15 protein-coding genes and 1 riboswitch are annotated in these 12,740 nt (G+C 55.5%); of the genes, 6 read left to right on the top strand and 9 right to left on the bottom strand.

Features of this window, described 5'->3' with window-relative positions; genetic code table 11:
* Window positions 1-26: 26 nt before the first annotated feature.
* The 3 genes from WH279_RS19685 to metG form a co-directional block, all read right to left on the bottom strand.
* On the bottom strand, window positions 27-719 hold the full coding sequence (locus WH279_RS19685) for a CidB/LrgB family autolysis modulator (protein WP_339458128.1): 693 nt from the start codon (window positions 717-719) through the stop codon (window positions 27-29).
* The gene (locus WH279_RS19680) at window positions 712-1,107 is read right to left on the bottom strand and encodes a CidA/LrgA family protein (RefSeq protein ID WP_339458127.1); all 396 of its coding nucleotides are present in this window, start codon (window positions 1,105-1,107) and stop codon (window positions 712-714) included. Before WH279_RS19680 ends, WH279_RS19685 begins: the two co-directional genes overlap by 8 nt.
* A gap of 71 nt (window positions 1,108-1,178) precedes the next feature.
* Complete coding sequence (gene metG, locus WH279_RS19675) at window positions 1,179-3,260, bottom strand: methionine--tRNA ligase (RefSeq protein WP_339458800.1); 2,082 nt, start codon at window positions 3,258-3,260, stop codon at window positions 1,179-1,181.
* A gap of 133 nt (window positions 3,261-3,393) precedes the next feature.
* Here metG and apbC point away from each other — a divergent pair, with 133 nt between their 5' ends.
* The gene (apbC, locus tag WH279_RS19670) at window positions 3,394-4,506 is read left to right on the top strand and encodes an iron-sulfur cluster carrier protein ApbC (RefSeq protein ID WP_339458126.1); all 1,113 of its coding nucleotides are present in this window, start codon (window positions 3,394-3,396) and stop codon (window positions 4,504-4,506) included.
* Window positions 4,507-4,548: 42 nt separating this feature from the next.
* On the opposite strand, the gene WH279_RS19665 is transcribed toward apbC, so the two are convergent.
* The 4 genes from WH279_RS19665 to WH279_RS19650 all read right to left on the bottom strand — a co-directional run bounded on the left by WH279_RS19665 (window position 4,549) and on the right by WH279_RS19650 (window position 7,077).
* Window positions 4,549-4,797 (bottom strand): hypothetical protein, encoded by a 249-nt coding sequence (locus WH279_RS19665; RefSeq protein WP_339458125.1) that lies wholly within the window; start codon window positions 4,795-4,797, stop codon window positions 4,549-4,551.
* Window positions 4,798-4,896: 99 nt separating this feature from the next.
* Window positions 4,897-5,319, bottom strand: coding sequence for a GNAT family N-acetyltransferase (locus WH279_RS19660; RefSeq protein WP_200643578.1), 423 nt, complete (start codon window positions 5,317-5,319; stop codon window positions 4,897-4,899).
* Window positions 5,320-5,481: 162 nt separating this feature from the next.
* Window positions 5,482-6,078: an NAD(P)H:quinone oxidoreductase gene (wrbA, locus tag WH279_RS19655; RefSeq protein ID WP_339458124.1), complete on the bottom strand. Its 597-nt coding sequence runs from the start codon at window positions 6,076-6,078 to the stop codon at window positions 5,482-5,484.
* A gap of 114 nt (window positions 6,079-6,192) precedes the next feature.
* A complete protein-coding gene (locus WH279_RS19650) occupies window positions 6,193-7,077 on the bottom strand; it encodes a pirin family protein (RefSeq protein ID WP_339458123.1) in 885 nt (294 codons plus the stop codon).
* A 115-nt stretch (window positions 7,078-7,192) separates the two neighbouring features.
* On the opposite strand from WH279_RS19650, the gene WH279_RS19645 reads away from it, so the two are divergent.
* The gene (locus WH279_RS19645) at window positions 7,193-8,134 is read left to right on the top strand and encodes a LysR family transcriptional regulator (RefSeq protein WP_339458122.1); all 942 of its coding nucleotides are present in this window, start codon (window positions 7,193-7,195) and stop codon (window positions 8,132-8,134) included.
* Between the two features lie 20 nt (window positions 8,135-8,154).
* On the opposite strand, the gene WH279_RS19640 is transcribed toward WH279_RS19645, so the two are convergent.
* Together WH279_RS19640 and WH279_RS19635 are read right to left on the bottom strand one after the other, a co-directional pair.
* Window positions 8,155-8,478 carry an AzlD domain-containing protein gene (locus tag WH279_RS19640; protein WP_339458121.1) on the bottom strand — a complete coding sequence of 108 codons (324 nt, stop codon included), beginning with the start codon at window positions 8,476-8,478 and terminating at the stop codon, window positions 8,155-8,157.
* Window positions 8,478-9,140, bottom strand: coding sequence for an AzlC family ABC transporter permease (locus tag WH279_RS19635; protein ID WP_339458120.1), 663 nt, complete (start codon window positions 9,138-9,140; stop codon window positions 8,478-8,480). Before WH279_RS19635 ends, WH279_RS19640 begins: the two co-directional genes overlap by 1 nt.
* Window positions 9,141-9,243: 103 nt before the next feature.
* Between WH279_RS19635 and WH279_RS19630 the strand changes: the two genes are divergently transcribed.
* From WH279_RS19630 to thiD, 4 genes are all read left to right on the top strand, one after another.
* The gene (locus WH279_RS19630) at window positions 9,244-9,792 is read left to right on the top strand and encodes a helix-turn-helix domain-containing protein (RefSeq protein ID WP_339458119.1); all 549 of its coding nucleotides are present in this window, start codon (window positions 9,244-9,246) and stop codon (window positions 9,790-9,792) included.
* A 277-nt stretch (window positions 9,793-10,069) separates the two neighbouring features.
* Window positions 10,070-10,852 carry a hypothetical protein gene (locus WH279_RS19625; RefSeq protein WP_339458118.1) on the top strand — a complete coding sequence of 261 codons (783 nt, stop codon included), beginning with the start codon at window positions 10,070-10,072 and terminating at the stop codon, window positions 10,850-10,852.
* A gap of 111 nt (window positions 10,853-10,963) precedes the next feature.
* Window positions 10,964-11,060, top strand: a riboswitch (TPP riboswitch).
* 34 nt (window positions 11,061-11,094) lie between these two features.
* Window positions 11,095-11,886: a hydroxyethylthiazole kinase gene (gene thiM / locus WH279_RS19620; protein WP_339458117.1), complete on the top strand. Its 792-nt coding sequence runs from the start codon at window positions 11,095-11,097 to the stop codon at window positions 11,884-11,886.
* Window positions 11,883-12,683, top strand: coding sequence for a bifunctional hydroxymethylpyrimidine kinase/phosphomethylpyrimidine kinase (gene thiD, locus WH279_RS19615; protein ID WP_339458116.1), 801 nt, complete (start codon window positions 11,883-11,885; stop codon window positions 12,681-12,683). The genes thiM and thiD overlap by 4 nt, the downstream gene beginning before the upstream one ends.
* Window positions 12,684-12,740: the final 57 nt, after the last annotated feature.

Genomic DNA, 12,740 nt, shown 5'->3' with positions numbered 1-12,740 from the left:
ACGAAATGCGAGACTTATCGCAAGTTTTAGCCCCACAACGCCATTAATAGCGGAAAAATAAACGGTGCCAGAAGCGACGTGATAATGCCGCACAGCACCAGTGCCAGTGAGCTGAACGCGCCTTCCTGATAATCGATCTCGGCAGCCCGCGCTGTCCCCAGCGCATGCGAAGCATTACCAATGGCAAGACCGCGTGCGGATTTACTGCGCACTCGCAGCAGGTTGAGCAGCATATGGCCGAAGACGGCACCCAGCACGCCGGCCAGCAGCACGCAGATAGCACTGATAGCCGGGATGCCACCCAGCGTGCCGGAGATGGCCATCGCAATTGGCGTGGTAACCGATTTGGGTAACAGCGTGGCGGCAATCTGTGGCGTGGCCCCTAACCACAGCGCAATCGCCGTACCGGACACCATTGCCGTGATGCTCCCGACAAAGCAGACGCTGATAATCGACTTCCAGCGTGTACGGATCTGGTGCATCTGCTCATACCGCGGCAGCGCCAGCGCCACCACGGCCGGTTGCAGCAGGTCGTTGAGTAGGGCGCTGCCCTGGAAATAGCGCGTGTAGGGCAGTTGTAGCAGCAGCAGCAGAGGAATAATGACCGCCATCGCAATCAGCAGGGGGTTAACGATCGACATTTTGACTTTTGCCGCCAGTTTGCGTGCGGCAAGAAAGACCAGCACGGTCAGCGGCAGCGACCACCAGATATCACTCATCGTTTGCTCCTGTGCGTCGCTGGTGGCGGTCATTAAGGCGCTGTGACATCAGTCCAATAGTGACCAGCACAATCAGCGTACTCACCACGCAGGAGATCACGATCGGACCGAACTGAGCGGTCAGGATATCCATATCGTTCATGACGCCAACGCTGATGGGGACGAACAGCAGAGCCATATAGCGGATCAGCAGATGACAGCCGGGTTTTACCCAGTGGATCGGAAGCAGTTGCGAAGCCAGCAGGGAAAACAGCACCAGCATACCGAGGATACTGCCGGGAATGACAACAGGCAGCAGGGCTGAAAGCCCGCGACCGGCATAGAGGCAGAGGTAGATGATGATGAACGCGCGAAGGTATTGCCATAAAACCAGGAGAGTACTGCGCATGGTCAGATCCCAGAGTGCGTAGGGGCGGGGCGGGCCCCGCCTGGGTCAGGCAGGCCGGACCCCCGACGAATTTACTTAACTTGTTGGCCTGGCTGAGCGCCGCTATCCGGGCTGAGCAGGAAGATATCTTTCCCGCCAGGACCTGCCGCCATCACCATGCCTTCTGAGATACCGAAACGCATTTTGCGCGGCGCGAGGTTTGCCACCATCACTGTCAGACGGCCCACCAGCACCGCCGGGTCCGGGTAGGCTGCACGGATGCCGGAGAACACGTTGCGTTTCTCTCCACCCACATCCAGTGACAGACGCAGCAGCTTATCGGAGCCATCAACAAATTCCGCGTTTTCGATCAGCGCAATACGCATATCGACTTTGGCAAAATCATCGAAGCTGATGGTGTCCTGAATCGGATCATCCGCCAGCGGACCGGTCACAGGTGCCTTCGCTGCGGCGGCATCTTCTTTTGATGCTTCAATCAAACCGTTCACTTTGTCCATCTCAATGCGGCCATACAGGGCTTTAAATGGCGCAATGCTGTGGTTCAGCAACGGTTGCTGAATGCCGTCCCAGCTCAGCTCCTGATTCAGGAAAGCTTCGGTGCGGGCGGTCAGCGATGGCAGCACCGGCTTCAGCCAGGTCATCAGCACGCGGAACAGGTTGATGCCCATGGAGCAGATCGCCTGCAGGTCGGCATCACGGCCTTCCTGTTTCGCCACCACCCACGGAGCCTGCTCGTCAACATAGCGGTTAGCCACGTCGGCCAGCGCCATAATTTCGCGCACGGCACGGCTGAATTCACGGCTGGCCCAAGCTTCACCAATGCTGGCTGACGCATCCGTGAAGGTTTTGTACAGCGCCGGGTCTGCCAGTTCAGCAGAAAGCTGCCCGTCAAAACGTTTGGTGATAAAGCCGGCATTACGTGATGCCAGGTTCACCACCTTGTTGACGATATCGGCATTCACACGCTGCACGAAATCTTCCAGATTGAGGTCAATATCGTCGATGCGTGATGAGAGCTTCGCCGCGTAGTAGTAACGCAGGCTGTCGGCATCCAGATGTTGCAGCCAGGTGCTGGCTTTAATAAAGGTGCCGCGTGATTTAGACATTTTCGCGCCGTTAACCGTGACATAGCCATGCACAAACAGGTTGGTCGGTTTACGGAAGTTGCTGCCTTCCAGCATGGCTGGCCAGAACAGGCTGTGGAAGTAGACGATATCTTTACCGATAAAGTGGTAGAGATCGGCATCCGAATCTTTCTGCCAGAACGCATCGAAGTCGATATCACCGCGCTTATCGCACAGGTTTTTGAAGGAGCCCATGTAGCCGATAGGCGCATCCAGCCAGACATAGAAGTATTTGCCCGGGGCATCCGGAATTTCGAAGCCGAAGTACGGCGCATCGCGGGAGATATCCCACTGCTGCAAGCCGGACTCAAACCACTCCTGCATTTTGTTCGCCACCTGCTCCTGCAACGCACCGGAACGGGTCCAGGCCTGTAACATCGCGCTGAATTCCGGCAGATCGAAGAAGAAATGCTCAGAATCACGCATCACAGGCGTTGCGCCGGAGACGACGGATTTCGGATCAATCAGTTCAGTCGGGCTATAGGTGGCTGAACAGACTTCGCAGTTGTCGCCATACTGATCCGGCGCCTTACATTTCGGGCAGGTGCCTTTCACAAAACGATCGGGCAGGAACATGCCTTTTTCCGGATCGTAAAGCTGAGAAATGGTACGGTTCTTAATAAAACCGTTCTCTTTCAGTCGGGTATAGATCAGTGCAGACAGCTCACGGTTCTCTTCGCTGTGCGTAGAGTGGTAGTTGTCGTAGCTGATATCAAAACCGGCAAAGTCGGTCTGATGTTCCTGACTCATCTCGGCAATCATCTGCTCCGGCGCGATGCCCATCTGCTGAGCTTTCAGCATAATTGGCGTGCCATGTGCGTCATCGGCACAGATGAAGTAAACCTGATTGCCGCGCATTCGCTGGTAACGGACCCAAATATCTGCCTGGATATGCTCGAGCATGTGGCCGAGATGAATGGAACCATTTGCGTACGGCAGTGCGCACGTTACCAAAATTTTTTTCGCGACTTGAGTCATATTAAGACTTAGCTCATACCTGTTGAAAAAGGGGTTTAGATGGTAACCGATTGCCTGACCCTGCGTAAACAAGGGGTTCAACTCCCTGCGGTTTTTTCCGGCCAGTGACGTCAGTTCGGGCCAGATCTGATATGCTTAATCACATAAATGCAGGCAGAACAACCAGCAATATCAAGGAACACAGATGACTTCACAATCCCAGGGGCATCATTCCCCCGAAGCGCTACGCGCGATAGTGATGGGCGTGCTGACCACGTTTGAACACCCCACGTTGCACCATAATCTCACCGTACTGAAGGCGCTGCGCCACTGTGCGCTGCTGGATAACACCCTGCATATTGAACTGAATATGCCGTTTGTCTGGCAGGGGCCGTTTGAAAGCCTGAAAGCGACGGTCAGTGCCGACCTGCTGCGTCTGACAGGAGCGGTCGCGATTTCCTGGCGCTTAACGCTGAATGTAGCGACGTTGCAACGGGTAAAAAATCGCCCTGGCGTCAATGGCGTGAAAAACATTATTGCCATCAGCTCTGGTAAAGGCGGCGTCGGCAAATCGACCACGGCGGTGAACCTCGCGCTGGCGCTGGCGGCAGAGGGGGCGAAAGTCGGACTGCTGGATGCCGATATTTACGGACCGTCGATCCCGGATATGCTCGGTGTTGAAGATCAGCGGCCAACCTCACCGGACGGCACACATATGGCGCCGATTATGGCCCATGGCCTGGCCACCAACTCGATTGGTTATCTGGTGACCGAAGATAACGCCATGGTGTGGCGTGGTCCGATGGCCAGCAAAGCGCTGATGCAATTGCTGAACGAAACGTTATGGCCGGAACTGGATTATCTGGTGCTGGATATGCCGCCGGGTACGGGGGATATCCAGTTAACCCTGGCGCAGAACGTGCCGGTGACCGGTGCCGTGGTCGTGACCACGCCGCAGGATATTGCGCTGATCGATGCGCGCAAAGGCATTGTGATGTTTGAAAAAGTGAATGTCCCGGTGCTGGGCGTGGTGGAAAACATGAGTATGCATATTTGCAGTCAGTGTGGTCATCATGAAGCGATCTTTGGCACTGGCGGTGCCGAAAAGCTGGCGGAACAGTATCACACCTGTCTGCTGAGCCAGCTTCCGCTGCATATCAGCCTGCGCGAAGACCTGGATAATGGCGAGCCTACCGTTATCCGTCGCCCTGACAGCGAGTTCACCGCACTGTACCGCCAGCTGGCGACACAGGTCGCCGCGCAACTTTACTGGCAGGGTGAAGTCATCCCGGAAGATATTGCCTTCCGCGCACTGTAGTATGACGGGCCGGCCTTATCCGGCCGGCCCGTGATGAATCCGTTACACCAGTCTGACGTGTCGCTGCTGAAATCCATCCACCATTGAATAATCGAAATCAATTTTCCCACCGTCGAAAAGCTGAGTAATCAACGTGAAATCATTGTCCGGTGTGACATTACAACGATGGTTAAGCAAGGTGTCCTGAATAGTAAACGAAGGGTCACCGCGCGCGATACGCTTCAGATATTGCAGCATGTCGTATGCACGTACACTGACGCCTGCTTGTTCATGAGGGGGTCTGCTTGTCATCGCGTGTTCAGCCATTCCTGTGAAAAGCGCATTATAAACGTTGAATTTTAGTCATCAGCAAGCTAAATCGACTTTTGAGTGTCACCAACGGTATCCGGTTTACAGCACGTAGTGCATCAGCAGATACTCGCCCTGGTCGCTTTCGCCTTCCGCTACCACCCGCCAGCCGTGCTTTTTATAAAACAGCTGAGCCTGCAGATTTTCCGCCAGGCATTTGAGCGCGCCGGTAGAGGTAAAGCTTTTTTGCACGGCCTGTAATAATGCACTGCCTGCGCCGCTGCCCTGCCAGGTGGGGTCGATAAACAGGCTGTGCAGAAAATTATCGTTATCCAGTACGGCGGCAAATCCGATGCGGTGGCCGTCTTCTTCGGCCACGATTACCCGCTCGCCCCGCGTTACCCGATCGAAATCCTCTAACTGCCATTGACTGTCATCCAGCCAGGTCCAGTTGGTTTTACGCGCGGCAAGAAACAGAGTGCGTAAGAATGGCCGATCTGCTTCGGTAAAAGGACGGATATTCATCGAAAAACTCCTGCAACATAAACGCCGGGTGGCAACGGCGCAGAGTGTAGCGTAAAAGTGCGTCGGTAGCAGCGAAAGGCATCAGGCAGGGGGAACGCATGAGAGAAGGGCGCAAAAAAAAGAGATGATGGGCTCATCTCTTTGCTGGTTACCGTCCGTTTTTTACTTCAATTTTACGGCGATCGCGGCCACGTGTTGACCCTGGTGTTTTGCGATAGCCAGTTCGCGTTCGCTGGGTTGTCGCGACCCATCGCCGCCCGCCAGTGTGGACGCGCCATAAGGCGTGCCGCCACGGACTTCTGAAATATCAAACAGTTCGGGGGTGCTGTATCCGATGGGGACAATAATCATCCCGTGATGCGCGAGGGTGGTCCAGGTCGAGGTAATGGTCATTTCCTGTCCACCACCGGTGCCGGTAGAGGTAAATACACTGGCCACTTTGCCCACCAGGGCACCCTTGGCCCACAGGCCGCCGGTCTGATCGAGGAAATTACGCATCTGCGCCGACATGTTGCCAAAGCGGGTGGGGGTGCCAAAAATAATCGCATCATAGTCAGCCAGTTCTGCCGGGCTGGCAATCTCGGCGGTCTGATCGGCTTTACCGCCGTACGCTTTGAACGCCTCGCTATCCATGGTCTCCGGCACGCGTTTGACGGTGACCTCGGTGCCCGGCACGCTGGCTGCCCCTGTGGCAACGTGCTGCGCCATGGTTTCAATATGCCCATACATTGAATGGTAAAGAACTAAAATCTTTGACATTTTACTTTCCTTATTGGGATGGATGGCATTTTCTTTTGGTGCTAATAAACGTGAAATAAAACGACGTAATACAGACACTGATATCCCCCCTGGTGAAGGCGTTGATGAGCCACATTATTTAAAAATGGGCATGGAGGTGGGCTGAGGTTGGCCCACCATTTCCTCACGCAGGCGGCGACCGATGTCGTTAATTCTAGCTTCGCCTGCGCGTAATGCCGCATCACTGGTGTGCACAGAATAATTTCCCAGCGAGAGGGGCCACGGATGAGCAACACCGGAACCGATCACGAAGCGCGTTTCGGCGTCCCCGGCGTGAAGGGTGACGGGTTGAGAACCGGATGCGAAGATGACCATTTCACCTGTAGCGATCTTCTCAGGTGAAACCAGCGTGCCGCGACTGATACTGAGCCACAGGCTGGAATGATTTTCTGGCGGAATATACTGCCAGGATGAGTGTGCGGGCAGGGTCACCAGCAGATAATTGATGCCCTCATGCGAGCGAACCGGGCTTTTAACGCCCTGGTATTCACCCAGAATGACGTATGCCGGGCCGGTTTGCGGCATCGACCGCGCTTCAAGATACTGACTGTCAACGGGGCCATTTTCCAGTTCAGGCGGCAACGCCAGCCAGAGCTGAAATCCCTCCACAGACTGAGAATCACCTGCCGACATTTCTTTGCCGTGCCAGACGCCGCCGCCTGCGCGCATCCATTCCACCCCGCCATAGCCAATCATGCCTTTACCCGAATCCGGATCGTCAAAGCGCAGATTGCCTTCCGTGATCACCGTGACCGTGGCAATGCCAGAGTGCGGATGAAGCGGCATACGATCAATCATCGAGCGATCGCCGGTGAAGCGATCGAGGAAAACGAAAGGTCTGGCGATCGTGCCATAGTCTGACGGGCTCATCAGACGGATAATCGGCCCCGGACCCCTGCCGTGTGTCCGGTGTTCAATGGGGCGTGAGTCGGGTTTTTCCTCGGGTGCGAACGGTGACATTTGACTTCCTCTGGTAAGCGGTGAGCGCGGGCAACGCAAGGTTATTACGCTGGAGTACAGGATAGTGTTGTATCTTAATCATTCGTATACGGCTTGATTAGAGGGCGTAATATCATTGGACTCATCCATTTTTGGACGTAATAAGATGCTCGATCTCAACGACGTTGCGATCTTTATCCATATTGTTGAAACGGGAAGTTTCGCCGCTGCTGCGCGACGGCTGGGAGTGCCACCGAATACGCTGAGCCGACGGATTAAGCTGCTGGAAGCGAGTCTTGCGGTGCGGTTATTTCATCGTTCCACCCGCAAACTGACCCTGACCGGTGCCGGTGAGCAGCTGTATGACCACAGTGCACAAAAAATCAGTGAGTTAAACGCCATCAGTACGCAGCTGGTCAGCGAGAATCAGGTGCCGATGGGACGGATAAAAGTTGCCGCGCCTGCTGACTTCTTCGATCTGTTTTTCATGGAGTGGGTGGCCGATTTTCTGGCGTTATATCCGCAGCTGCAGCTGGATTTTATTCTCAGTGATACACATGCGGATATGATCGGCGAGGGCATTGATGTCGCGTTTCGTGGTGGACGCTTAAAGGATTCCAGTCTGGTTGCCCGAAAAATCAGCACGGGTCGGCGTCTGATGGCCGCCAGCCAGCATTATCTGGATACCTTTGGTGTACCTGACAGCATCGACGCACTGCAGCATCATGCCTGCATCGGCCAGTCTGCATCCTCTTCACCGGCTATCTGGCATCTGGTGGGGCCGCAAGGTGCGGTGCAGGTTGAGGTGACTGGCCGTTTCTCGGCCAATACCGCGCAGGCCCAGCTTAAAGCGGCTCTCAGCGGGCTGGGCATCTGTTTTTTACCTGAATCCCTGTTATACGACAGCCTGACCCGCCAACAGCTGGTCGCTGTGTTGCCTGATTATGGCCAGCTGAATAACGATTTGTCGATTGTCTATCCCAGCCGTCATTACATTCCGCTGGCGGTATCGACTTTTGTCGAACACACGGTGGCGCTGCTCAAGAAAACCATCGCTGATAAGCACCGCCGTTCATGATGTGATGCGGCTGGCGAGGGCTAGTGAACACCGGCGAGCCGCAGCAGGGCGGTGACCGCTGCTGCCGCCAGGATCACCAGGATGAGCGGTGTCTTACGCCAGGCCAGCAGCACGGCAACCGCCACCCCGGCGACACGTGCTGTCCCGGCAAAGTGGTCACCGGCATAGAATGTGCTGCCCAGCGCCACCGCAAACAGCAGCGTAGTGGCCGCATCAGACAGCAACTTACGCGCGTTTTCAGACAGGGTCATGCGGTTACCCAGCGTGGCACCGGCAAAGCGCATCAGCCAGGTTCCCACGGCCAGAATCACGATCCCGCAGATAATCAGTGTGTTGTCCGCCATTATTTCCTCCTCGCCAGCAGTCCGGTCATTGAGAGCAATACGGGCAGCCCGATAGGTGTAAAGGGCACGGCCAGCAGTGAGATTACCGCCCCGCAGGCGGCGCGGATCAGCGTGGTGCGTGATTTCAGGGCGGGGATCACCAGCGCCAGTAAAATGGCCGGAAACACCGCATCCAGCCCGATCATCTGGGTATCGGGCAGCAGTTTGCCAATCACACTGCCCAGCATGGCCCCCAACGGCCAGACCACGGCCACGCCGAGGCCACACAGCCAGAACGCGGCTTTACGCTGTTGCGCGCTGGACTGCGACAGGCCAAACACCACGCTTTCGTCATTCATAATATGGCAACCGAGCACGGCAGAGAGACGCGAACCTACCAGGTCACGTACGGCAATGCCAAAGGGGAAGTGGCGTGCATTGACCAGCAGCCCGGCCAGCGCAGCGGCCAGCGGATTGCCCCCGCCAGCGACGATGGCTATAAACATAAACTCTGAGGCACCGGCCAGCACAAACAGGCTGGAGAACAGCGGAACCCATAGCGGGAATCCATAAGCGGTCGCCAGCGAACCGTAGGAGATGCCCACAACGCCGACCGCCAGGCAGATCAGATAAATCGCTTTACGCGTGTCCGGGCTGAGTGATGAAAAATGCCGACTGAACATAATTTGTTTTCCATAACGAACGAAGTTTCCATTATAATGAACGTAGGTGCTCCTAAGATCAACACGAACGTTTCGTTCATTTTGGCGAACGATAAGGCGAAAGATGACACAGCCCATAGCGGTAATTGCGGAAAGTTTGATTCGGGAACGCACACAGGCCGGGCTTTCACTCGCCGAAGTGGCCCGAAGGGCGGGAATTGCAAAGTCGACGCTGTCGCAGCTGGAGGCGGGCAACGGTAACCCCAGCCTGGAGACGCTGTGGGCGCTGTGTGTGGCACTGAATATTCCCTTTGCCAAACTGCTGGAACCTGAAGGCAACAAAACCCAGGTGATCCGGCGTGGCGAAGGGGCGAAAGTGGTGGCCGGAGAAGCGAACTATCAGGCCATTTTGCTGGCCAGCTGCCCGCCGGGTGCGCGGCGCGATATCTATCTGTTAATGACCCAGCCAGGTGCTGACCGTCTGTCTCAGCCGCATCCTGCTGGGTCGGTTGAGCATATTATCGTCACCCAGGGGCGGGCGCTGGTCGGGCTGAAGGAGGCCCCGGAAGAGTTAGCGCCAGGCGATTACATCTGCTATCCCGCCGATCGTGAGCATATCTTTAAAGCGCTGGAACCCGACACCCTGGCACTGCTGGTGGCAGAGCAGGGATAAAGGGAGGATGGGGACGGAAAACCGTCCCGTAATCGGGTTTTTTATACCGTGTCGCTGAATAGCGGTTGACGGGGGTTATGATTCTATCGAACCGATTTTTTGTTGAGACTATTCTTATCGTTAGCCAGAATGCGGCCTGAAAAAGTGAAGGCGTATTATCATTTCTACATTAAATGTGTATTTGATTTTAATAAAGCAATCTGGGATTTAAATCAAAATCGGTCAGACTGACGTTCAGAACGTGCTGGCCGATATAAATTATAAAATGGAGTTAAGAATGAAAGGCATCAGTAAGCTGGTCTGGGCAGGTCTCGCGCTGAATATCTGCTATCTCGGCGCAGTAGTCTATCTCACTACCCAGATAGATGATGATGAGTTAAACATTTTTGCACGCAATGCGATTGCTTTTTTGCAGTACTTCACCATCCCGTTCTTAGTTTCTCTGTTACTGCAGATGCTCAGTTTGCCCATTCTATTTAAAAGCCCAAAGTGGGGGCTGGCGCTGGCTATCATTGGCTCGCTTATTATCCTGCCATTAAGTATGGTTTTCCTCGCCGGTTATATGTTTAGCTATGAAAAGCATTGCAACAAGGGCCTGGAAGTATTTTCACCCAATGAAAAAAACACACCTTCACGGGCTTTGATTTTTAAAACATCGATGTTCTATGTGCAGGGCGGGATTTCCCTTGCTATCGGATTGTTTATTCTTGCCGATGGTGTGAGTGTTGGCGGATTATTAGTCTGTACCGGGATCATTTTTATCTCAAATGCGATGCGTTTAAAGCAACGCGTAATGATTGGTGTGTCAGGCGATAAATTGATTCTTACCCCGGCGCTGTATGCTGAAACCTGTCTGATCCCGCTAACCGATGTCACGTTAATCAAAGAAAACAAAAATATCTTCAAACTGCATATCCACTCTGCTGGTGTTGACAGGAAATGTAGCTTTAGTAAAAAAATGATCGCCGGAGAGAATGCTCAGGCTGACCTGGCGGTGATTTTGTCAACATTGCCGAAAGCGGACAGCGAGGCTGTGGCGGTGAGTGACAAGCCTGAATAACCTCCAGCCCGGGCGGCGGGAGACGTAAACGCTTGTTTCTCTGCCATCTAACTGGCATGATTCTGAGTGGTGATTATTGCAACGGTAATCACAAATCATTGATTTTACTATTTAAATGACTCGGGGTGCCCTTCTTCGTGAAGGCTGAGAAATACCCGTACCACCTGATCTGGATAATGCCAGCGTAGGGAAGTCAGATGCCCGACCGGCATCGCCTTCTTGATCGCCGGTTGGGAGCACATATGAACCAACCTGAACGCCTGAGCCACACCGATGTAGCCCATTCACTGACGCTGTTTCGACAGCAATCCCCCCTGATTCACTGTATGACCAATGATGTGGTGCAAACCTTTACCGCCAACGTGCTGCTGGCGCTGGGGGCTTCTCCGGCGATGGTGATTGATGCCGAAGAAGCCGCGCAGTTCAGTGCGATGGCCGATGCGCTGCTGGTCAATGTCGGCACGCTGACGCATTCCCGCAGTGAAGCGATGCAGGCGGCGATTCATGCCGCCAATGCCGCAGGACGCGCCTGGACATTAGATCCGGTGGCGGTGGGCGCACTGGATTTCCGTACCGCCTTTTGTCATCAGCTGCTGCTGCTTAAACCCGCTGCGATCCGCGGTAATGCCTCGGAAATTATGGCACTGGCAAAACAGGCGGTCAGCGGACGGGGCGTAGACACCCAGCATGCGTCAACGGCGGCATTGCAGGCAGCCGTTGCGCTGGCGACGGAAACGGGGGCGGTGGTGGCGGTTACCGGGGAAGTGGATTTTGTCACCGACGGTGTGCGCACCCTCAGCGTGAGCGGCGGTTCCCCACTGATGACCCGCGTGGTTGGTACCGGCTGTGCGTTGTCCGCCGTGGTCGCCGGATTTGCCGCGCTGCCGGGCGATCGTCTGGTGCATGTTGCCAGCGCCTGCCGCGTGGTGGCGCTGGCGGGAGAGCGTGCAGCGGCAGCGGCGCAGGGGCCGGGCAGCTTCATCCCCGCGTTCCTTGATGCACTGTATCAACTGAACCCGGAGGCACTGGTATGAAACGGATTAACGCCATGACCATTGCCGGGACTGACCCGAGCGGTGGCGCCGGGATCCAGGCCGATCTGAAAGCTTTCTCTGCACTGGGCGCCTATGGCACCAGCGTGATCACCGCGCTGGTGGCGCAGAACACCACGGGCGTGCAGTCGGTCTATCGCATTGACCCGGCATTCGTGGGCGCGCAGCTGGATTCGGTCCTGTCGGATGTGCGTATCGACACGATAAAAATCGGTATGCTGGCAGAAAGCGCCATCGTTGAGGTGGTTGCCGAAAGGCTGAAAGATACCCCGGTGCCCTGGGTGGTACTGGATACCGTGATGCTGGCAAAAAGCGGCGATCCGCTGCTCTCTGCTGAGGCGGTCGCCACCTTACGCGAGCGTCTGTTACCGCAGGTCTCCCTGATTACCCCCAATCTGCCAGAAGCCGCCGCGCTGCTGGCCTGCGATCCGGCACGCGATGAGGCCGAGATGCGTGAACAGGGCAGGGCGCTGCTGGCGCTGGGCTGTCAGGCGGTACTGATGAAGGGCGGCCATCTCAGCGAATCGGAAAGCCCGGACTGGCTGTTTACCCGCCAGCGGGAGCAGCGCTTTACCGCCCCGCGCATCAACACCCGCAATACGCACGGCACCGGCTGCTCGCTCTCGGCGGCGCTGGCGGCACTGCGTCCGCGCCATGACGACTGGGTCACCACCGTACAAGCGGCTAAACACTGGTTGCAGGGTGCACTGGAGCAGGCTGACTCGCTGGAAGTCGGCCACGGGCAAGGGCCGGTGCATCATTTTCATCAGTGGTGGTAAGGGGTGATGCGGGGGAAATGGATTTTTTATTGATTAAAATTAATAAGTTAGCGTTTT

The sequence above is a fragment of the Erwinia sp. MYb375 genome, from assembly GCF_037479175.1.
Taxonomy (GTDB): domain Bacteria; phylum Pseudomonadota; class Gammaproteobacteria; order Enterobacterales; family Enterobacteriaceae; genus Erwinia; species Erwinia rhapontici.
The sequence above is the reverse complement of the archived record's forward strand: the minus strand, read 5'-3'. Positions and strand labels throughout refer to the sequence as shown.

Coding starts and splice junctions, on each gene's coding strand:
- WH279_RS19685 (WP_339458128.1), bottom strand. CDS start 719: ATGAGTGATATCTGGTGGTCGCTGCCGCTGACCGTGCTGGTCTTTCTT.
- WH279_RS19680 (WP_339458127.1), bottom strand. CDS start 1,107: ATGCGCAGTACTCTCCTGGTTTTATGGCAATACCTTCGCGCGTTCATC.
- apbC (WP_339458126.1), top strand. CDS start 3,394: ATGACTTCACAATCCCAGGGGCATCATTCCCCCGAAGCGCTACGCGCG.
- WH279_RS19665 (WP_339458125.1), bottom strand. CDS start 4,797: ATGACAAGCAGACCCCCTCATGAACAAGCAGGCGTCAGTGTACGTGCA.
- WH279_RS19660 (WP_200643578.1), bottom strand. CDS start 5,319: ATGAATATCCGTCCTTTTACCGAAGCAGATCGGCCATTCTTACGCACT.
- wrbA (WP_339458124.1), bottom strand. CDS start 6,078: ATGTCAAAGATTTTAGTTCTTTACCATTCAATGTATGGGCATATTGAA.
- WH279_RS19650 (WP_339458123.1), bottom strand. CDS start 7,077: ATGTCACCGTTCGCACCCGAGGAAAAACCCGACTCACGCCCCATTGAA.
- WH279_RS19640 (WP_339458121.1), bottom strand. CDS start 8,478: ATGGCGGACAACACACTGATTATCTGCGGGATCGTGATTCTGGCCGTG.
- WH279_RS19635 (WP_339458120.1), bottom strand. CDS start 9,140: ATGTTCAGTCGGCATTTTTCATCACTCAGCCCGGACACGCGTAAAGCG.
- WH279_RS19630 (WP_339458119.1), top strand. CDS start 9,244: ATGACACAGCCCATAGCGGTAATTGCGGAAAGTTTGATTCGGGAACGC.
- WH279_RS19625 (WP_339458118.1), top strand. CDS start 10,070: ATGAAAGGCATCAGTAAGCTGGTCTGGGCAGGTCTCGCGCTGAATATC.
- thiM (WP_339458117.1), top strand. CDS start 11,095: ATGAACCAACCTGAACGCCTGAGCCACACCGATGTAGCCCATTCACTG.
- thiD (WP_339458116.1), top strand. CDS start 11,883: ATGAAACGGATTAACGCCATGACCATTGCCGGGACTGACCCGAGCGGT.